This is a genomic window from Pseudomonas sp. A39, assembly GCF_058145955.1.
On the sequence record NZ_JBYVMD010000004.1, the window covers coordinates 187,999 to 206,413 of the forward strand.

Genomic DNA, 18,415 nt, shown 5'->3' on the forward strand with positions numbered 1-18,415 from the left:
TGGCAGCCGCGGCCGATGGGGTCTGTGGCCGACGAACCTATATGGTAAAGTGGCGCACTTTTTCGAGGGGACATTCACTGTGTGGGAATTGGTCAAATCCGGCGGCTGGATGATGTTGCCGATCATCATGAGCTCTATCGCCGCACTCGGCATCGTCGCCGAACGCCTGTGGACCCTGCGTGCCAGTCGCGTTACCCCCGAGCATCTGCTGGGGCAGGTCTGGTCCTGGATCAAGAACAAGCAGCTGGACAAGGACAAACTCAAGGAACTGCGCGCCAATTCGCCGTTGGGTGAAATCCTCGCCGCCGGCCTGGCCAACTCCAAGCATGGTCGCGAGATCATGAAAGAGTGCATCGAAGAGGCCGCCGCGCGCGTCATCCATGAACTGGAGCGCTACATCAACGCCCTCGGCACCATCGCCGCCATGGCGCCATTGCTCGGTTTGCTGGGTACGGTACTGGGCATGATCGATATTTTCAGCTCGTTCATGGGCTCCGGCATGACCACCAACGCGGCCGTGCTGGCCGGTGGTATTTCCAAGGCGCTGATCACCACGGCAGCAGGCCTGATGGTGGGTATTCCTTCGGTATTCTTCCACCGTTTCCTGCAACGTCGCATTGATGAACTGGTGGTGGGCATGGAACAGGAAGCCATCAAACTGGTGGAAGTGGTGCAGGGCGACCGTGACGTGGATCTGGTTGGGGGCAAAGCGTGAAATTTCGCCGCAAGCAACGGGAAAATGTCGATATCAACCTCGCGTCGCTGATCGACGTGGTGTTTATCCTGCTGCTGTTTTTTGTCGTCACCACCACCTTCACCCGACAAACCGAGCTGCGCGTCGACCTGCCGGAAGCCGTGAGCGGCTCGCCGGCCGAAGACCAGGAAGTCAAGCAACTGGACATCGCCATCAGCGCTGACGGGGTGTTTTCGGTGAACAATCAGTTGCTCGAGAAAAACGACCTCGCCAGCCTGATGGATGCGTTGCAGAAAGAGTCCGGCGGTGACACCCAGCGGCCGTTGTCCATCAGCGCCGATGGCAAGACCCAGCACCAGGCCGTGATCACTGCGATGGATGCCGCCGGCAAGCTCGGCTTCAGCCATCTGCGCATGACCACCGTCGAGGCGGCGAGCCCACCCTGATGGCCATGTCCGATCGTTTGCTCAAGGCCTGGTACGAAGGCCATCCGGCACTCGCACTGTTGCGGCCGCTGGAATCTCTGTATCGCCGGGTGGTGCAACGCAAGCGCACACGCTTCCTGGCGGGTGAGGGCGAGATCTATCAATCGCCGGTGCCGGTGGTGGTGGTCGGGAATATCACCGTGGGGGGCACGGGCAAGACGCCGTTGATCCTCTGGTTGATCGAGCACTGCCGACGCAGCGGCTTGCGCGTGGGCGTAGTCAGTCGCGGTTATGGCGCTAAGCCACCACAGTTGCCGTGGCGGGTCGAAGCCAGCCACAGCGCTGACGTGGCAGGTGACGAGCCTTTGTTGATTGTGCAGCGCTGCGGTGTACCGCTAATGATCGATCCCGATCGCAGCCGTGCGGTCAAGGCGCTGTTGGCCAGTGAAACCCTGGACCTCATTCTCTCCGACGACGGCCTGCAGCATTACCGCCTGGCCCGTGACCTTGAACTGGTGCTGATCGACGCCGCCCGTGGCCTGGGCAACCGCCGTTGCCTGCCGGCAGGGCCGTTGCGCGAACCGGTGGAGCGGCTGCAGAGTGTCGACGCGCTGCTCTATAACGGCGCCGCCAGCGACCGCGAGGACGGTTTTGCCTTTCGCTTGCAGCCCGCCGCGCTGGTCAATCTACAGACCGGCGAGCGCCAGCCGGTCGATCATTTTGCACCGGGCCAGCAAGTGCATGCGGTCGCCGGCATCGGCAACCCGCAACGTTTCTTCAATACCCTTGAAACGCTACACTGGCAGCCGATACCCCATGCGTTTGCCGACCACGCGCCATACAGTGCCGAGGTCTTGAATTTTACGCCGTCATTGCCGCTGGTCATGACCGAGAAGGACGCGGTGAAGTGCCGCGCCTTTGCCCAGCCCGACTGGTGGTACCTTGCGGTGGATGCACTGCCGTCGCCGGCGTTCGTTGCCTGGTTCGACACGCAGTTGATGCGTCTGTTGCCTGCCCGTCTTTTGCCTTAAACCGCTTCTTTCCAGGAAACACTCATGGACACCAAACTGCTCGACATCCTCGCTTGCCCGATCTGCAAAGGCCCGCTCAAGCTCAGCGCCGACAAAACCGAGCTGATCAGCAAAGGCGCCGGCCTGGCTTACCCGATCCGTGATGGCATCCCGGTGATGCTCGAAAGCGAAGCCCGCACCCTGACCACCGATGAGCGCCTGGATAAATGACCACAGCCTTTACCGTTGTCATTCCCTCCCGCTATGCGTCGACCCGGCTGCCGGGCAAGCCGCTGCAACTGATCGGCGACAAGCCGATGATCCAGCTGGTGTGGGAACAGGCCTGCAAAAGCAGCGCCGAGCGCGTGGTGGTGGCCACCGATGACCCGCGTATCATTGAAGCCTGCCAAGGCTTCGGCGCCGAAGCCGTACTGACGCGTGAAGATCACAACTCCGGCACCGATCGCCTGGCCGAAGTCGCCACAAAACTTGGCCTCGCGCCCGATGCCATCGTGGTCAATGTGCAGGGTGACGAGCCGTTGATCCCGCCGAGCGTGATCGACCAGGTAGCCGCCAACCTGGCAGCCCATGGCGAAGCCCGCATGGCGACCCTGGCCGAGCCGATCGAAGACATCGCGACCCTGTTCAACCCGAACGTGGTGAAGGTGGTCAGCGACATCAACGGCCTGGCGCTGACGTTCAGCCGTTCGACCTTGCCATGGGCCCGCGATGCGTTTGCCAAGCAACCTGATGTGTTGCCGGAAGGCGTGCCCTACCGCCGCCATATCGGCATATACGCCTACCGCGCCGGTTTCCTGCATGACTTCGTCAGCTGGGGCCCGTGCTGGTTGGAAAACACCGAATCCCTGGAGCAACTGCGGGCGCTGTGGCACGGCGTGCGCATCCACGTGGGCGATGCGCTGGAAGCGCCGCCGGCCGGTGTCGACACCCCGGAAGACCTTGAGCGCGTCCGTCGCCTGCTGGGGGCCTGATGGAGGTCCTGTTTGTCTGCCTGGGCAATATCTGTCGCTCGCCCACCGCAGAAGGCGTACTGCGCCATAAATTGCGTGAAGCGGGGCTGGCGGGGCAGGTCGACGTAGCGTCCGCCGGTACCGGCGAATGGCATATCGGCAACCCGCCGGACCCACGCAGCCAGCGTGCGGCGTTGGTGCGTGGCTACGACCTGTCGGCCCAGCGGGCCCAGCAGGTCTCGCGCGCCGACTTTGCGCGCTATGACCTGATCCTGGCCATGGACCACAGCAACCTGCGCAACCTCAAGGCCATGCAGCCGGCGCAGGGCAAGGCGGAGCTGGACCTGTTCCTGCGCCGCTACGAGGCTGAAGTGGACGAAGTCCCCGACCCGTATTACGAAGGTGAACAAGGCTTCGAACGGGTCCTGGACTTGATCGAACGTGCCTGTGATTTATTGGTGATCGAATTGAAGGGGCGGTTATGACCTTGCAGGTGCTTGCGCAGGTATCGCTCAAGCCATTCAACAGCTTTGGCATTGACGTACGTGCCCGGCTATTCGCCGAGGCCCACAGCGACGACGACGTCCGTGAGGCCCTGGCCTATTCATCCGCGCATGCGGTGCCGTTGCTGGTGATCGGCGGTGGCAGCAACTTGCTGCTGACCCAGGACATCCAGGCGTTGGTGCTGCGCATGGTCACCAAAGGCATCCGTGTGCTGCACGATGACGGCACGCAGGTGGTGGTCGAAGCGGAGGCGGGTGAAGCCTGGCACCCGTTCGTGCTGTGGACCCTGGAACAGGGGTTCTGCGGCCTGGAAAACCTCAGTCTGATCCCCGGCACCGTTGGCGCAGCCCCCATGCAGAACATCGGCGCCTACGGTGTGGAAATCAAGGATGTGTTCGTCGGCCTCACCGCCCTGGACCGACACACTGGCGAACTGCGCGACTTCAGCCTGGAAGAATGCAACTTCGCCTACCGTGACAGCCTGTTCAAGCACGAGACCGGGCGCTGGCTGATCCTGAGGGTGCGTTTTGCCCTGAGTCGCGCCAGCCGCCTCACACTCGACTACGGCCCGGTGCAGCAGCGCCTGGCAGGGCAGGGCATTACCGACGCGACGCCGAGCGATGTCAGCCGGGCCATCTGCAGCATCCGCCGGGAAAAACTCCCGGACCCGGCAGAGCTGGGCAATGCCGGGAGTTTCTTCAAAAATCCATTGGTGTCCCAGGCGCTGGCGGCTGAACTGCAGGCGCTGTATCCGGACCTGGTGGCTTACCCACAGGCCGATGGGCAGATGAAGCTCGCGGCCGGCTGGCTGATCGACAAGGCCGGCTGGAAGGGCTTTCGTGAGGGGGATGCCGGGGTGCACACGCTGCAGGCGCTGGTACTGGTCAACTACGGCGGTGCCACCGGGCACGATATCGCCAACCTGGCGCAGCGTATCCAGCGCGACATTGCACAGCGTTTCAAGGTCGATCTGGAAATGGAGCCCAACCAGTACTGATCGGCTGCTCTCGATACGTAAGAAACAAAAATGCCCCGTATCTTTCGATACGGGGCATTTTTTATTGCGCTAGCGATCAGTCGTCGCGGCTCATGATGCCGAAGATCTGCAACAGGCTGATGAACAGGTTGTAGATCGACACATACAGGCTGACAGTCGCCATGATGTAGTTACGCTCACCACCGTGGATGATCGCACTGGTCTGGAACAGGATGCACACCGAGGAGAACAGCACAAAACCCGCGCTGATCGCCAGTTGCAGACCGCTGATCTGGAAGAACATGCCTGCGACCACGGCCGCCAGCAGCACGAAGAAGCCCGCGGTGATGAAGCCGCCCAGGAAGCTCATGTCCTTACGGGTGATCAACACGTAGGCCGACAGACCACCAAACACCAGGGCCGTCATGGCAAACGCCGAACTGACCACTTCCGCCCCACCGGCCATGCCGAGGTAGCGGTTGAGGATCGGGCCGAGGATAAAGCCCATGAAACCGGTCAAGGCAAACGCCGACACCAGGCCCCACGCCGAGTCACGCAGCTTGTTGGTCAGGAAGAACAGACCATAGAAGCCGATCAGCACGACAAAGATATTCGGGTAGCCGACGCGCATCTGCTGCGCCACGAACGCCATCACGCCGCTGAATGCGAGGGTAAGGGCGAGCAAGCCATAGGTGTTGCGCAACACGCGGCTGACTTCAAGCTGCTCAGCCTGCGCGTTGCCATTCACTGCGTAATTCTGTTCGCGCATGGCGACACTCCTTCGGTTTTGAAACGTTCAGTCGCAAAGATCATAACAGACGCTCTGTAACAAGCGATGGCGAGAGTTTGACAGTGTGTTTCATTCGGGTATTATGGCGCCCGCTGAGACGGGATGGGCTATTATAATCTCGTGATGCACAAGGGAAATTGGCAGAGTGGTTGAATGCACCGGTCTTGAAAACCGGCGGACGTTAATAGCGTCTCCAGGGTTCGAATCCCTGGTTTCCCGCCAAACACATAAAGAAATCCCGCGAGCCGGAGGCTTTGCGGGATTTTTTTTGCCTGCAGTTTGTTGGCTACCTACTGATGTGTTGGCATTAAGTGGGACGTGTTGGGCCGACGGGGTAGGGTGGGTTACTGAAATTGACAGGCGAATGGGGCTTCGCCATGCTGCAAGCGTTTCGCGGGTGTTGAGGCGGAATACCTGCAATGATCGGCCTAGCGGCGCCTAGCGCGTCGGCTGTGCGGCACCTTTCGGCGTCCTGACTTCTGAGACGGTAGCGCAGCCAGGCAGTGACATGCGCTAAGTTGAGGTTGTAGCCAAATGTTCGCGTCATTAGCACGGCTTTCCAGTGGCTTTCACGTGCATCAATCTCTTGCGGCATGGAGTGAAGGTCGGCGATCTCCAGCAGAGTAAACCGGAAATCCTGCTGACGCTCCACTTCAACGCCCAACTCCTGCACCAGTGCTTTGGGCTGGTCAGACCGTCGAAAGAGCAATCGCTTTTTCTAAGACGGCCTGTAACATCTGCTCCGGTGATTGTTCCTTGTTGAAGAAGTTCGGTGACAATTTATCAGCGTCGTTTTCAGTCGATTGCCGGAGAAGGGCGACCGGCCCCGATTGTCCTAACTGCTCTTGGTAAAGACTTTTTATACTGTCCCTAAAACCATCAGGGTATGCCGCTTTTTCGACCCCTGGAAGATCATCGAAATAGTCCATGATGCCTTTGAAGATTTCACTGTTGTCTCCGCCGTTCGTTATAGTGGCGTACAACTTGGAAAAATATGTTTCATCCTGCTTACTAAGCTCCCCATAAGCGGCATATCGTTCTGCATCCGTATAGGTTCCTGAATCATCATAAACAATATTGCTTAGCCCGTTTCGGGCCATACCTTCAAATGGGTTTGGAAGTTTTTCGGGAGGGAGTTTAGAAAGCCCAATGGCGTAATCCAGTGACTGCTGACCTAACGCCAAACGGGCAGGGTCGTCTGTTTGGGGAAGTAGATCCTCATTATTAAGATTCCCGCCAGCAATCCGCTGCCCGAAATTGTACATATCGCTCTGACCTTTTGCATGTTGTCCTTTTAAATCCCTACTGGACATAGAGGCTTGTTTGTCATCAGCTTTACTTAATGCGTACAGTGCCCGTGCAGAATCGGAGATTGTGACGGTCTCCGTCGTCTTGAGGGCGGCATCCCCTGAAGGTAAATTTACAGGGTTGGACGAAGGAAGCTTCTCTTGTGTGGAAACCTTTGCCTGTGTACTTGCTTGATACGATTTGATCGAAATGTCCATGGTGATACTCCATACGCTGAGGATAGCTCGAGAGCTATCTTCAGCTAGGGTTCCTATACAAATGTCGGATTATTTGATTTCAAATTCGACAGTGTAGTTATAGGGGGGCGCCGATTGAATTGCTGTGATATTTGCATTGCAAGTAGCGTTATCGAAACCAGTGCTAGTGCCCATTTTAGCCCAGCTAGGGGCTTTAGTCGTTGGATTGACTTGGTGGCTTGCTGCAAAACGACATTTCTTATTACCTGACGTATAGACAAACCGCATTCCTGAAACCGTATCCGCGACACTGGTCAGGGCAAATGTTGTCGTTGCAGACGGCAGAATCGTACTTGGGGTGGGGGCTACACTCCCTGAAAAGTACTCGAAAGTGTACGCGGCTGGGCCGGTCGTAGAGTTCTTCACCTTCACGGTGACGATGGTGCCTGCTTGGGCAGATGCAATCATAGAGGCGAATAAAGTTGCTGCCCCGAACAGTTTAGCGAATCTCATAAATATCCCTTTAATTTTGATAATCACTATAACTCTTGTCCTGCCGCGCTTCGGTAAGCACCTTAACTACAAGTGCCTTCTTGATGCAGAAGGATAGTGGCTTTAGGTCATACATCCATGACGCGAAAGCATTTTCCCTCGTCTTGTATAGAAAAGACAGCAAGACTCAACCTCTATAGCGGCAGGTAACCAGAATTCTTTAAGCCAAGGGTTGCTGTTTTTGACACATCGGATGGATAAAGATTTCACAACCTGCAGGAACTAACACATATCCAGCCTGCAACCCTTCAATTTCAATAGCTTGCGCGGTGGTCCTGGTTGCCGCTACCGGCTATCACTCTAGTCATAGTCCATAGGTTGAGTGACTCATTTTCGCCACTGCCTGTGGCGGCACCACTATGCTCTTGGGAAAGCGACTGAGCGTGATGCTGCACGACCAATACTATTTCAACGACGAGAAATATCTGGGAGACATAGGTTCTCTAGAATGACGGTTTGGCGAGCGAGAAACTCTATCGATGTATCTCTTGAGTGATGGCGAAAGAGTAGGGGTGGACTTGTTGCCCTCTGATACGCCGGTGTCCTTCAAGTTCAAGATAGAGCCAAACGTAACCTGCTCCTGGAAGAGGGAAAACCTACTTGTAGGTTTATCAGCAACCCACCTCGGTTTGTCGGAGGAAGATTGTCGTCTTTTGCTATTTGACGTAGCCGCCGAAATTGTGGGGACGAAATCAAGTGACGTCCCCATGCCAGTGCCAATCGACGCCGGAGTTAGGCTCATCAATGGAATGGCTGACGGTCTACTTTTGGCCAATTACAGCTTTTCACAAAAAGCTATCCCCCTGAACGGAGACTCGCCAACGTCGGCCACGCTGCAAAAAGCAGCTCGCCCCGTTACTGCAACGGAACATACACATCCGTTTGCCATTGATCCTGCGGTGTTTGCGGATACACGCTCAGGTAATGGAAGAACAGTGGCTGATCACGCAGTTCTTCGCCACTGGCAGGCAGCCAATCGCGGTAGATCGGATAGATCGATTCGCCGATGTGGTCCGGTGACCCCACGTGCCGCACTACGACGCAGCGACCGCCAGCAATCACTAGTTCGCGCACGCCGAACGCATTCGGTTCCACCGCCTCGTGAATCTCGCCGCAAATGGCGAAGCGGAATGCTTCTGCTGGCGTGGTGTCGGGGTTGCCGTAGGGAATGCCAAAGCTGCGACTCGATGCCACCGGCGACTGCCCGCTCTGCATGCGCCACTCGATGAACCTGCTCACGCTCTCATTGACGAGCCCGGGGGGGCCGCAATGTTCAAGCGCTGCGACCCGGACTTCGGGGAACTCCACGATTCGTACTTGCATGATGATAGTCCTGGAAAAATGAGGGATGGTGAACACCGCATGCCAGACCTGCCAGTTCGGCGCCTTCCTGAACGCACTCGGCGTCATACCGACCGCTCGCTTGAACGCCCTGCAAAACGCCTCGGGACTGTCGAAACCGGCACCGAGTGCCGCCTCCAGTACCGAGTGATCCGCGACGGCGGCCAAGCGATGGGCGGCGCGTCGTAGCCGCATCAGTTGCACATAACGTGAAACCGGCACGCCGACGAACGCGGTGAATTGGCGATGGAAGTGAAACGTCGAAAAATTCGCCACATGGCTCAACGTCTTCACCGACAGATCATCTTCGAGATGCTCATCAATGTAGGCGAGTACGGCGTTGAAGCGCTTTGTGTAAGCGACGTTGATCGGCGTGTCGGACACTGGTACAAGCTCCTGGAAGTACGGTCGGCAATAGCGTCGACTATAGCGACGGTAGCCTGCCTAGCCGGGTTTGCTCAACGCGGGTTGTGGGGAGGGGAACACCCGTAGATGAGTGACCACCCCTTTTACCCTCGCGACGTCTTCCATTGAGCATGCGTAAGTCCGTGACACGTCGCCAAGGCAGGCGCGGCGGATAGTTTCAGTTCGGCGTCATACAAGTGCACCGCACCCCACTTCATCGTGGCCGTTTGCGAAAGCGATTGTCCGCTTGCGACGCGGCACAATCAGGGCGCGTGCGCAGCTTGGCTTCCCAGTAATTGGCCCATTAAATTTGTGGCTTTTCTGGCGAGCTTTTACTCGTCATCTCTTTGTTTTTTTACTATTATCGTTCACCTGCGCACTCAAGGAAGAGAGGCTGAGCGCCTTGAGGCTGGTAGAAAATTCATACTCGATCATTGAACGAGTTATTGCTTTTACCCAGAACCTAACGACTCAGCCAACCATAAATACCTCTTGGTGAAACCGATGGATAAAATGTGTGGCATCGTTGTAGTGGTAGGACTTGCCCTCGCGGGATGCGCTACGAAAACCCCAGAAAAACCTGAAGTGGCTCCTCCACCTGCCGTCGTTCAGCAATCACCCTCTGAAGTCGCACCTTCGACACCAGCACACTCGCCTGCGGGATATGAGGCTGTACCTGCGAGCGCCAGCACTGACGCCCCAATCGCCACCTCTGCGAAGGCCGCTCAGGCAGAATCAGAAACAAACCTTAACCAAAATCGCGCTGAGCAATGCCGTAAAGAAATCGATGTTTTAAAGCTTTATAACAAAGCGTCTTACGCTAAATACGAGGCGGAATACCAAGCCATTGCGGTCAAGACTGCCAAGTACATGGAAGTCAAAGACTCATTAGGTCCTGATTTGAACTACATGGTTATGCCCGCTTATCAATTTCAAATTCGCGAATTCTGCTTCCGGGTTAAGACTCGTCTGTCGGAGCTTGTGCTTCGCCAAGCCAAATAATGATTCCACGTCAGGGTAGGTCTTTTGCCGGTTAAGAAGCGCTGAAAAAGACTTCCCTCTCTGGTGAAATACTTGCCTCACGCGAATCGAACGGTTAAGCGCCGATGAAGCAGGCTGCCTTCGCCGATGCCGGCTAGGCTGGCGAACATCAGCAGGCCCGCCGCGAGCGCTTCTTGGTCTGGAACTTGGTCTAGAAAGGTCAGGTGGTGCCCCGGAAGGGTTTGATTGCCTTGAGGGTGCTGCAGTATCCGAAAGGTGGAGATGATCTGCGGCGTATCGGTTTATGGATCAGTCGGCAAGGCAGTCGACCTCGATTAACTGCGCCCCTCAGTCGCAAATCGTTGCCGCTTTATCCGGTACATCTCCCCATCTGCCTGACTCAGCAACGTATCCGCATCCTCCCCATCCCCCGGATAAAACGCCACGCCAACACTGCAGGACGGCATCTTCACCCCGCCAAACTCAGGCCCCAGCGGCTCAGCCATGACCGCAAGTATCTGCGCCACCTTCCCGGCAACCGCATCCGGTGATTGGATATCCGTGATCATCACCGTGAATTCATCGCCGCCCATCCGGGCCACCAAGTCGTTCTCGCGCACGCAGCGCTCCAGTCGTCGTGCAATCACGCAGAGCACGCGATCACCCATGGCATGTCCATGCACGTCATTGATGCCCTTGAAGTCATTGATGTCCAGGAACAGTAACGCGAGCGTGTGGTTTTGACTGCGTGCGGTTTGCAGGGCGTGGTCCAGCCGAGCATTGAACAGTGAGCGGTTGGTGAGGGCGGTCAGCGGATCATGGTGGGCGAGGAAGCGTAGTTCCTCCTCGGCCTGGGTGAGCGCGGTGATGTCTCGCGCGACACCAATTCGCGCACCCACCTCTTGGGACCAGAAGGCCGCCCACAGGATGTGCACGACGCTGCCATCCTTGCGGAGGTAACGGTTGCGGAAGTCGACATGGGGTTGCCCGTTCATTACCCGGACAATGGAGGCGCGGGTGCGCGCCAGGTCTTCAGGGTGCATGTAGTGAGTAATCAGGGTGCCTGTCAGCTCTTGCGCACGGTAGCCGAGCAGTGCCTCGCAGGCATCGCTCACGAAGACAATCTGGTTTTCACCATCGACGACGAAGACCGTATCCAGCATCAAGTGGATCAGTTTTGGATACAGAGCTTGCAGGTCAACGGGCATGGGGCGTCGGGCGTCCGGTTCAGATGGCCTGATCATAGCCCTATCATGAAGGGGGCGGCGGGCAGTCCGGCAAATTTTTAATGCCGTTCATACCCGTCGAGCCCCGGTTTATCAGTGGCGCTTGTTCTTATGTTTGTGCTTATTGTTGCCTCTGTGCTTTTTGCCGTCCGATCGATGACCGCTCTCATCATCCGCCAGGTTGTTGCCGAGCGCGCCACCTGCAGCACCGCCGAGACCAGCACCGATAGTTGAGCCGGTTGTGCCGCCGAGGCGATTGCCTATGAGCGATCCACCTGCAGACCCAACCCCACCCCCTATAGCGGCTTCTGCCCTATTGCCTTTCTGAGCACCGACGGCTCCACCGGCGGCACCCCCCAAGCCTGCGCCTACTGCAGCGCCCGTCGAGCCGCCAAGCTGCTGGCCTACGATATTGCCAAGTGCACCACCAACGCCGCCTCCGAGAGCGGCTGTACCGTCTCCGGCAGCCATCGCTCCTTGCGAAATCATCACGCCTAAAACCAGGGCGGGTAGTGTCATTTTCATTTTTGAACCTCTGTGGGTTGTCAGCATGCGCTCATGGGTTAAAGCACGCCTGGCATTAGGATTGAAACAAACGGTCGAAGTTCTTAAGGGGGCAATGTCCAGGCTCAAATGGTTGTAACAAGGTGTGCCGCAATAAATTCAGTCGCTTGGTCGAGAGCTAGAGCCGCGAGCCTATACAAACACGCCAAAACAATCAGGCGTCTGCGGTGCTTTTGGGGGGCTGGTTGTTCACCGTGATTGTCGGAACGTATGATCACCACGTGCGCCTTAGCTGGGCGCTGAGATTCACCCCCTTTTGAAGGACATGAGCATGCAAAAGCACTTCGGTCATTCAGGCCTGTTCAAGGCTGCTTCGTATCTGTGCAGCGAAACCCTCAGCAATGGCATCGCCAGCTGGGAGTTGAAAAACAGTGCGTTGAATACGAAGGAGTTTTTGATATGTCCAAAGAATTACTCGGAGTTTCTGCTCTAGGGTTAATGGTTATCGGCGAGTTTTGTGCAATCTACAGTGAGGTGGTAACCGCCAGGCTGGCTCAAGCCGGTGACGGCTCATGGCAGGGGTTCATTATGCCGGTGGCCGTGATGTGCTTCGCCGGGCTTTGCCTGTTGGGTGCTTATTGGCTGGGGTATCTGGCGGTCGGTGACATCTGGGTGGTCACGGTGGTTTCAGTCACCTCGTTATTGTTGCTGGAGCCTGTGGTGATCTGGGCGCTGTTCCATGAAATCCCCGGGCGAGGCGCATTGATCGGCTTTTGCCTGGGCGCCTTGGGCATGCTCGCCACGGTCTTGCTGTAGGTGCATGTTCTGGCCCGACAGAAAGGATGTCGGGCCGGTTCACCCGTGTGTCACAGGCAATACCTTCCACCGCCGCGCCTGCGGTTGAGTTTTAAAGCGGTAATACCTAGCTCAGCAAAAAAGCTGTGCCACCGAAAGCAGGCAAATTACCTGAACAACCATTTGTGCTCGAATTGGATGTTTCATTGCCGTCACCCTCAAGTACAGTTGCTGGTGAGTATGCCGGGGGCGATGTAGGCAACCGTGTCAGGCCGTTAAAAGGTTGAAATGCCACCCTGAATCGCCGACAACACACGCAACTGTTACAAGCAGTATAGACCCTGGAAAAAATATTCGTCACGGATACGTCTTTTCGCCGTCCCGGCGGTCTCTGCTTACAACTATCTCCCCACCAGCATTGCACTTTTTGGGATTTCTCGGCTCTATCCTTGTCCCAGCCCCGCCGATCCCCGCGTGGGCAGATGAACCAGATCGGGTGCCGATGGATCGCACGTTTACTTGTTTGCACATTCGACGGATGCGCCGGCCCTTGCTGCTGGCCGCCGCGTTAATGCTCTGTGCCAGCGGTTGCAGCCAGCAACAGGGCCGGGATATCGCCAAGCAGTTCAGCAATGGCAAACCCGATGAGTTCTTCCAGACCAGTGTCGATCGCATGGCAACGCTGGGCATGCGTGACAATCTGCAAAGCCTGTATTTGCTGATGAATAAGCTCTATCTGCGAAACCCCAGCCAGTGGCGTCAGTCGGGTTACCCGGATGCTGTGAGCGCGGCCCGCGAGATTCGCCAGGCTATCGAGCAGCGTCGAACCCTTCCGGCGCTGGGGGAGCGTCGTGACCTGGCGGCACTGAGTTACTCCTTGAGCCCTGAATTCAAAGGCGACCGGGTCGGGGCGTTTATCTATGCCATCGGCAGCATGATCGTGACCGCTCACGGTGGCCGTACCGAGTTCTACATCACTGACGCGATCAATCCTGAATTCGTCAGCAACGCCGCGCGTAACATCGAGAAGGCCACCTGGCTGCTGAGCAAGCGCCAGGATGCGAATGGCGTGCTGTTGTTGTTTTCCAATGAGATATCGGAGGAGGGCAGCAACCTCAGTTTCGCGGTGGAGTTCGGCAAGATTGTTGCGCGCCTCGACTTGCTGACCCAGATGCTCGATGAGCGCTATCGACGCATAGGCCTCAACTACGCCCAGAGCTTATTGTTGATGAATTTCCTGCCCGTGCAATGACCGTTTGACAGGCACGCGACAACGTCAGCACAACACTTGAACCTGTGGCCCTTATTGAGTGATCGGTGCGGTATTTCTCTTTCTTCTGTAGGACGCGGCCTATCTTGCTTCCCTGTGCTTGAAACACCCTGCGGTCATCAATAGCCTCGGATTTTTCCGAAAAATGGAGGCCATGCACCATGGGTAAGCTAAAAACGGTTTGGCCTACGGATCGAGAAATACGTTTGCGCTTTATCCTGTTTGCCGTGATCGATGTAGCGAGTGTCCAGGGTGTTTCCTCCGAGTTATTACTGCCCGCACACAAACTGCTGCGTGAATCGCCGACGCAGATGCAATTGCTCAATGCGTTGAGCGAGATCCTGGCGGCGGATGAGATGTACGGTTTCCGCCTCCCGCCAGGGTCGGAAGCGGAGGAACTGATGCAAATGTTGAAAGAAACTGAACGCTAGGTACGACCGGTTAGATCGTTTATTTCCATAAGATAGGTCGAGATTGCGCAATCGAATATCCATCGCGTCGGTCTGTCTCGTTTGACAGTCATGAAATACGTAATAGCGCCGAAATACTCGTTATCACAACTTTTGCAGCTGTTTTCTTCAACTAAGTTTCCCTGTGAACATCCATTCCTGCTGCTCTGCCGCCGTCTTGCGCCACCGCCTGGCGTCTCTAGAATCGGCCCCAGAACTTACTCATTTCCTGTCGATTACGGAGTTTCGAAGATGATGAACGCCATGCAGATGCCGATGAACACCGCCATGCCAATGATGCCGATGATGGGCATGCCGATGATGATGGCCACCATGAAATGCGAAATGGCTGCGGACGCCATGATGTGCACCATGAAGCCGGCTGCCGGCATGGACATGGCTCAGTTCAAGACCAGCGCCGAAATGATGGCGATGATGATGAACTGTGGCATGCCGATGATGATGCAGTGCGCCAACATGTCGATGACGTGCATGTCGGCCGACGCCATGGCCATGATGACCGGCATGAACATGATGCCCATGATGCCGATGATGGGCATGCCTATGCCGATGATGAAGTGCGTGATGGAATGCACCCTGATGGGCGACAGCATGATGTGCAAAATGATGCCGATGCCGGGCATGAGCATGGCCATGATGGAAAACTGCTGCATGCTCATGAACAAAATGATGAACGACTGTGCCATGCCGATGATGATGAGCTGCAACGGCATGCCGATGATGTGCTGCACCTGCTGATAGGTCCCGCACAAAAAAACGCCCCGATTATTCGGGGCGTTTTGCATTTCAATCCAGGCGTTCGGGGTAGGTGATCACCAGAAACGCCACGGCCTCGCTGTCTGCCGGGTTGCGGTAGCGGTGGGGCTGGTCGGCGTAGAACAGGATCGAGTCGCCGGTGGAAAGCAGGTAACGCTCGTCGTTGACGCTGACTTCCAAGACGCCTTGGGCCACTACCAGGTTTTCCTGGATGCCGGGGCCGTGGCCTTCGGAAATCTCCTCGCCCAGCGCTCGTAGGCGGATCTCGTAGAACTCGGATTGACGCGCGGTATCGTAGGGGAACAAGGCACGGCTGATAAACCCGCCATCGGCACTGACCAGGCGCTTACTTTGTCGTGCCGGCAGCACTTCCACCCCCTCAAAGGCACGGTCTTCCAGGAACGCCGCCACTGACACCTTCAAGCCCTTGGCAATCTTGCACAGCACCTTGATGGACGGCACGCTGCGCCCGGATTCGATCTGCGCGAGCATCGCCCGGCTCACGCCGCAGACCCGCGCCAATCCATCCAGGGACAAGTGCCGTTTGCTGCGCAGGCGTTGCAGGTTGTGGGCCACGCACAGGCTGATCACATCATCATCAGGGCTGGGCTTGGGCAGCGGTTCAGGCGGTTCGGGGAGCACGTGCAGGAAATTCATCGGCCTTACGCCCGGCGAGTATCGCTGGACGGAGCGGCTTGAGCGGTAAACACCGCCAGCCCGGCACGCGCGGCGTACATCGCCCACATCAACTCGGCTGCTGCACGCGCCTGGCGGCGTTTACGGTGAAGCGTGAAGTCGATGAGGGTGGCGGATGTCTGCATGGGGGCGGTCTCGTGGTACGTGGGTGACTCAGTGGCTCCACAGTAATGCTTGGCGGTTATTTCGTTAAATACTGAGTTTGCATGTGGTAATTCGATTTAGGACTTAGCAAATAATCCACGTCTGACGCTGTTGTGGGAATGGTCTGGTCCGTTAATAAGGAGTGACCTGGCGGGCGTCCCTGTCTTCCCACCACGTGCCCCCCGAATTCCAAGGACCCGCCTCATGCTGTTGCGCCACCCGCCGTTCCTGTTTGCCGCCCTGACGTTGAGCTCAATGGTGCACGCCGAAGGCCTGCAATTGGCCCCGGTCGAAGTCACCAGCAGCGAAGCCAGCGCCGGCGAAGTGGCCCAGGCGCAGCTCAAGAGCGTGCCCGGTGCGACCAACTACATCGACATGGACAGCGTGCAGCAGGGACGGGTGAGCACCAACGAAGACGTGTTCAAGTACCAGGCCGGGGTGTACGCCAAGGCGGCGAATAACGAAGGGGTGAAACTCTCGATTCGCGGCTCGGGCCTGAACCGCAGCCCGGGTTCCCATGCCTCCGGCTTGTACGAAATGTTCGATGGCCTGCCGCTGACCGGCCCCGGCGGCACGCCCTATGAGCTGAAAGACCCGCTGTGGCAAAGCCGGGTCGAAGTGCTGCGCGGCGCCAACGGTTTCGACCAGGGCGCCCTGGCTCTTGGTGGCGCGGTCAACTATGTGACGCGCACGGGTTACGACGCGCCCAAGCTGCAATTACGCTATGAAGCGGGCAGCAAAGGCTATATGCAGCGCGAGATCAGTTCGGGCCAGGTGCTGGGGGATGCCGATTACTACATCAGCCTCACTGACTCCGAGTCCGACGGCTACCAGCACCAGAGCGCCGGCACCGGCAAAGGTGTAGCGGCCAACTTCGGCTACCGTTTCAACCCGGACCTGGAAACCCGCTTTTATTTCCGCTACCGCGAAACCACCAACGACACCCCCGGCAAACTCACGCGCCACCAGATCAGCCACGACCCGCGCGCGGCCAACAGCCTCAACGCCGCGCGCGATTCCAAGCGCCTGCAACCGGGCTCTACCTGGATCGCCAACAAGACCACGTTGCAGCTGGATGACAATGCCCGGGTCGAAGTCGGGCTCGCCTACCACGACTACCCGATGGACCTGCGCGAAGGCACCAACCGTCTGAAAGTCGCCTACACCGATATCAGCAGTACCTTCAACTACATCCGCCAGGACACGCTGTTCGGTCACGACAGCAACACCACGGTGGGTCTGCGCACCACCCAGGCGATGCCCAACAACGGCGCCTCGGAATATGTGCGTACGCCGGCCGGCAACACGGCAACCTACGCACCCGGCACCAAGACTCGCGACTACAGTTACCTGGGCTCCGATACCGTGTTGCATATCGGCAACGACCTGGAACTGATCCCCGACCTGTGGCTGACCACCGGCCTGGCCGCGATCTACACCCGTCGCGAAACCCAGGTCACCTATCCCGAAGGCCAGGCACCGCTGAGCCAGCATGATTGGGACTACGCGCCGCGTGTCGGCCTGCGTTACGACGTCACCCCGCAACTGCAGGTGTACGGCAACCTGAGCCGTTCGGTCGAACCGCCGCACGCCTGGTCGATGATCTGGGGTTCCAACAAATACTTCCCCGCCGGCAGTGGAGCGGCCACCGGCTTGCAGCGCGAAGGCGTGAGCCTGAAAAACCAGACCGCCACCACCCTGGAAATCGGCGGGCGCGGTGAAGCGTGGCTCGGCCAGTGGGACCTGGCGCTGTACCGTTCGCAAGTGCGCCACGAATTGCTCACCGTGGAAACCCAGGCCCAGACCTCCACCAGCAATGCCATCATCGCCGAATCCAACGCCAGCCCCACCGTGCACCAGGGCGTGGAATTCAGCCTGCTCAGCCCGTTGTGGGAGGGCGGCCACAGCGGCCAGCTCGCCCTGCGCCAGGCTTACACCTTCAGCGACTTCCACTACCGTGACGATGACCGCTTTGGCGACAACACCTTGCCGGGCATCCCCAAGCACTACTACCAGGCGCAACTGCGCTACAGCCACCCGACGGGCTTCTACACCAGCCTCAACACCGAGCATTCCTCAAAGGTGGCGGTGGACTACGCCAACTCCTACTACGCCGCGTCCTACACACTCCTCGGCGCCACCTTCGGCTACGACGCGCCCAAGCAGGACTGGCAAGCCTGGGTCGACCTGCGCAACCTGACCAACCGGCGCTACGCCAATACCGTCACACCGGGTTATGACGACAAGGGGCTGGATGTTGCACGCTCCACACCGGCGGATGGCCGTGGCATCTATACCGGCGTGTCCTGGAGCTGGCGCTGACAGTCCCCCGATATCCCCTGTAGGAGATGTCGAGCTTCAGCGAGGCTTCGAAAGCGTTGGCACTGCTGGTAGATGGGCTGGCAGACCCACCGCCATCGG

Annotated in this window: 21 protein-coding genes and 1 tRNA gene; 14 read left to right on the forward strand and 8 right to left on the reverse strand. The window is 57.8% G+C overall.

Features of this window, described 5'->3' with window-relative positions:
- Positions 1-79: 79 nt before the first annotated feature.
- The 7 genes from AC3ZU9_RS04860 to murB are packed head-to-tail and all read left to right on the forward strand — an operon-like array spanning position 80 to position 4,601.
- A complete protein-coding gene (locus AC3ZU9_RS04860; RefSeq protein WP_012724911.1) occupies positions 80-715 on the forward strand; it encodes a MotA/TolQ/ExbB proton channel family protein in 636 nt (211 codons plus the stop codon).
- On the forward strand, positions 712-1,140 hold the full coding sequence (locus tag AC3ZU9_RS04865; protein ID WP_012724910.1) for an ExbD/TolR family protein: 429 nt from the start codon (positions 712-714) through the stop codon (positions 1,138-1,140). The genes AC3ZU9_RS04860 and AC3ZU9_RS04865 overlap by 4 nt, the downstream gene beginning before the upstream one ends.
- A complete protein-coding gene (gene lpxK / locus AC3ZU9_RS04870) occupies positions 1,140-2,150 on the forward strand; it encodes a tetraacyldisaccharide 4'-kinase (RefSeq protein ID WP_122811570.1) in 1,011 nt (336 codons plus the stop codon). Before AC3ZU9_RS04865 ends, lpxK begins: the two co-directional genes overlap by 1 nt.
- Before the next feature lie 24 nt (positions 2,151-2,174).
- Positions 2,175-2,360 (forward strand): Trm112 family protein, encoded by a 186-nt coding sequence (locus AC3ZU9_RS04875; protein WP_003174668.1) that lies wholly within the window; start codon positions 2,175-2,177, stop codon positions 2,358-2,360.
- Complete coding sequence (gene kdsB / locus AC3ZU9_RS04880) at positions 2,357-3,121, forward strand: 3-deoxy-manno-octulosonate cytidylyltransferase (protein WP_012724908.1); 765 nt, start codon at positions 2,357-2,359, stop codon at positions 3,119-3,121. Before AC3ZU9_RS04875 ends, kdsB begins: the two co-directional genes overlap by 4 nt.
- Positions 3,121-3,585, forward strand: a complete 465-nt coding sequence (locus AC3ZU9_RS04885) for a low molecular weight protein-tyrosine-phosphatase (protein ID WP_012724907.1) — start codon at positions 3,121-3,123, stop codon at positions 3,583-3,585. Before kdsB ends, AC3ZU9_RS04885 begins: the two co-directional genes overlap by 1 nt.
- Positions 3,582-4,601, forward strand: a complete 1,020-nt coding sequence (gene murB / locus AC3ZU9_RS04890) for a UDP-N-acetylmuramate dehydrogenase (RefSeq protein WP_490090372.1) — start codon at positions 3,582-3,584, stop codon at positions 4,599-4,601. Before AC3ZU9_RS04885 ends, murB begins: the two co-directional genes overlap by 4 nt.
- A gap of 76 nt (positions 4,602-4,677) precedes the next feature.
- Here murB and AC3ZU9_RS04895 read toward each other — a convergent pair whose 3' ends face one another.
- Entirely contained in the window at positions 4,678-5,349 is a 672-nt protein-coding gene (locus AC3ZU9_RS04895; RefSeq protein ID WP_003174664.1) for a Bax inhibitor-1/YccA family protein, read from the reverse strand.
- Positions 5,350-5,501: 152 nt separating this feature from the next.
- On the opposite strand from AC3ZU9_RS04895, the gene AC3ZU9_RS04900 reads away from it, so the two are divergent.
- Positions 5,502-5,592, forward strand: a tRNA-Ser gene (locus tag AC3ZU9_RS04900).
- Between the two features lie 467 nt (positions 5,593-6,059).
- On the opposite strand, the gene AC3ZU9_RS04905 is transcribed toward AC3ZU9_RS04900, so the two are convergent.
- From AC3ZU9_RS04905 to AC3ZU9_RS04915, 3 genes are all read right to left on the reverse strand, one after another.
- Entirely contained in the window at positions 6,060-6,875 is an 816-nt protein-coding gene (locus tag AC3ZU9_RS04905) for a hypothetical protein (protein WP_490090373.1), read from the reverse strand.
- A 69-nt stretch (positions 6,876-6,944) separates the two neighbouring features.
- Positions 6,945-7,394: a hypothetical protein gene (locus tag AC3ZU9_RS04910; RefSeq protein ID WP_093541574.1), complete on the reverse strand. Its 450-nt coding sequence runs from the start codon at positions 7,392-7,394 to the stop codon at positions 6,945-6,947.
- Positions 7,395-8,261: 867 nt separating this feature from the next.
- Positions 8,262-9,131 carry an AraC family transcriptional regulator gene (locus AC3ZU9_RS04915; protein WP_046035497.1) on the reverse strand — a complete coding sequence of 290 codons (870 nt, stop codon included), beginning with the start codon at positions 9,129-9,131 and terminating at the stop codon, positions 8,262-8,264.
- Positions 9,132-9,656: 525 nt separating this feature from the next.
- On the opposite strand from AC3ZU9_RS04915, the gene AC3ZU9_RS04920 reads away from it, so the two are divergent.
- Positions 9,657-10,154: a YuaE family lipoprotein gene (locus tag AC3ZU9_RS04920; RefSeq protein WP_224795926.1), complete on the forward strand. Its 498-nt coding sequence runs from the start codon at positions 9,657-9,659 to the stop codon at positions 10,152-10,154.
- Positions 10,155-10,468: 314 nt separating this feature from the next.
- Here the strand turns inward: AC3ZU9_RS04920 and AC3ZU9_RS04925 are convergent, their stop codons facing one another.
- Both AC3ZU9_RS04925 and AC3ZU9_RS04930 read right to left on the reverse strand, forming a co-directional pair.
- On the reverse strand, positions 10,469-11,341 hold the full coding sequence (locus AC3ZU9_RS04925; RefSeq protein WP_154846001.1) for a sensor domain-containing diguanylate cyclase: 873 nt from the start codon (positions 11,339-11,341) through the stop codon (positions 10,469-10,471).
- A 111-nt stretch (positions 11,342-11,452) separates the two neighbouring features.
- Positions 11,453-11,848 carry a glycine zipper domain-containing protein gene (locus tag AC3ZU9_RS04930; protein ID WP_370636064.1) on the reverse strand — a complete coding sequence of 132 codons (396 nt, stop codon included), beginning with the start codon at positions 11,846-11,848 and terminating at the stop codon, positions 11,453-11,455.
- Between the two features lie 513 nt (positions 11,849-12,361).
- Between AC3ZU9_RS04930 and AC3ZU9_RS04935 the strand changes: the two genes are divergently transcribed.
- The 4 genes from AC3ZU9_RS04935 (at position 12,362) to AC3ZU9_RS04950 (ending at position 15,136) form a co-directional block, all read left to right on the forward strand.
- Complete coding sequence (locus AC3ZU9_RS04935; protein WP_046035494.1) at positions 12,362-12,679, forward strand: hypothetical protein; 318 nt, start codon at positions 12,362-12,364, stop codon at positions 12,677-12,679.
- Between the two features lie 517 nt (positions 12,680-13,196).
- A complete protein-coding gene (locus AC3ZU9_RS04940; RefSeq protein WP_371916649.1) occupies positions 13,197-13,910 on the forward strand; it encodes a hypothetical protein in 714 nt (237 codons plus the stop codon).
- Positions 13,911-14,089: 179 nt separating this feature from the next.
- Positions 14,090-14,359 (forward strand): hypothetical protein, encoded by a 270-nt coding sequence (locus tag AC3ZU9_RS04945; RefSeq protein ID WP_490090374.1) that lies wholly within the window; start codon positions 14,090-14,092, stop codon positions 14,357-14,359.
- 270 nt (positions 14,360-14,629) lie between these two features.
- The gene (locus tag AC3ZU9_RS04950) at positions 14,630-15,136 is read left to right on the forward strand and encodes a hypothetical protein (protein WP_490090375.1); all 507 of its coding nucleotides are present in this window, start codon (positions 14,630-14,632) and stop codon (positions 15,134-15,136) included.
- A gap of 48 nt (positions 15,137-15,184) precedes the next feature.
- Here the strand turns inward: AC3ZU9_RS04950 and AC3ZU9_RS04955 are convergent, their stop codons facing one another.
- Both AC3ZU9_RS04955 and AC3ZU9_RS04960 read right to left on the reverse strand, forming a co-directional pair.
- On the reverse strand, positions 15,185-15,811 hold the full coding sequence (locus tag AC3ZU9_RS04955) for a helix-turn-helix domain-containing protein (protein ID WP_012724892.1): 627 nt from the start codon (positions 15,809-15,811) through the stop codon (positions 15,185-15,187).
- Between the two features lie 5 nt (positions 15,812-15,816).
- A complete protein-coding gene (locus tag AC3ZU9_RS04960) occupies positions 15,817-15,975 on the reverse strand; it encodes a hypothetical protein (protein ID WP_012724891.1) in 159 nt (52 codons plus the stop codon).
- Positions 15,976-16,198: 223 nt separating this feature from the next.
- Here AC3ZU9_RS04960 and AC3ZU9_RS04965 point away from each other — a divergent pair, with 223 nt between their 5' ends.
- Positions 16,199-18,316, forward strand: coding sequence for a TonB-dependent receptor family protein (locus tag AC3ZU9_RS04965; protein WP_490090376.1), 2,118 nt, complete (start codon positions 16,199-16,201; stop codon positions 18,314-18,316).
- Positions 18,317-18,415 lie beyond the last annotated feature (99 nt).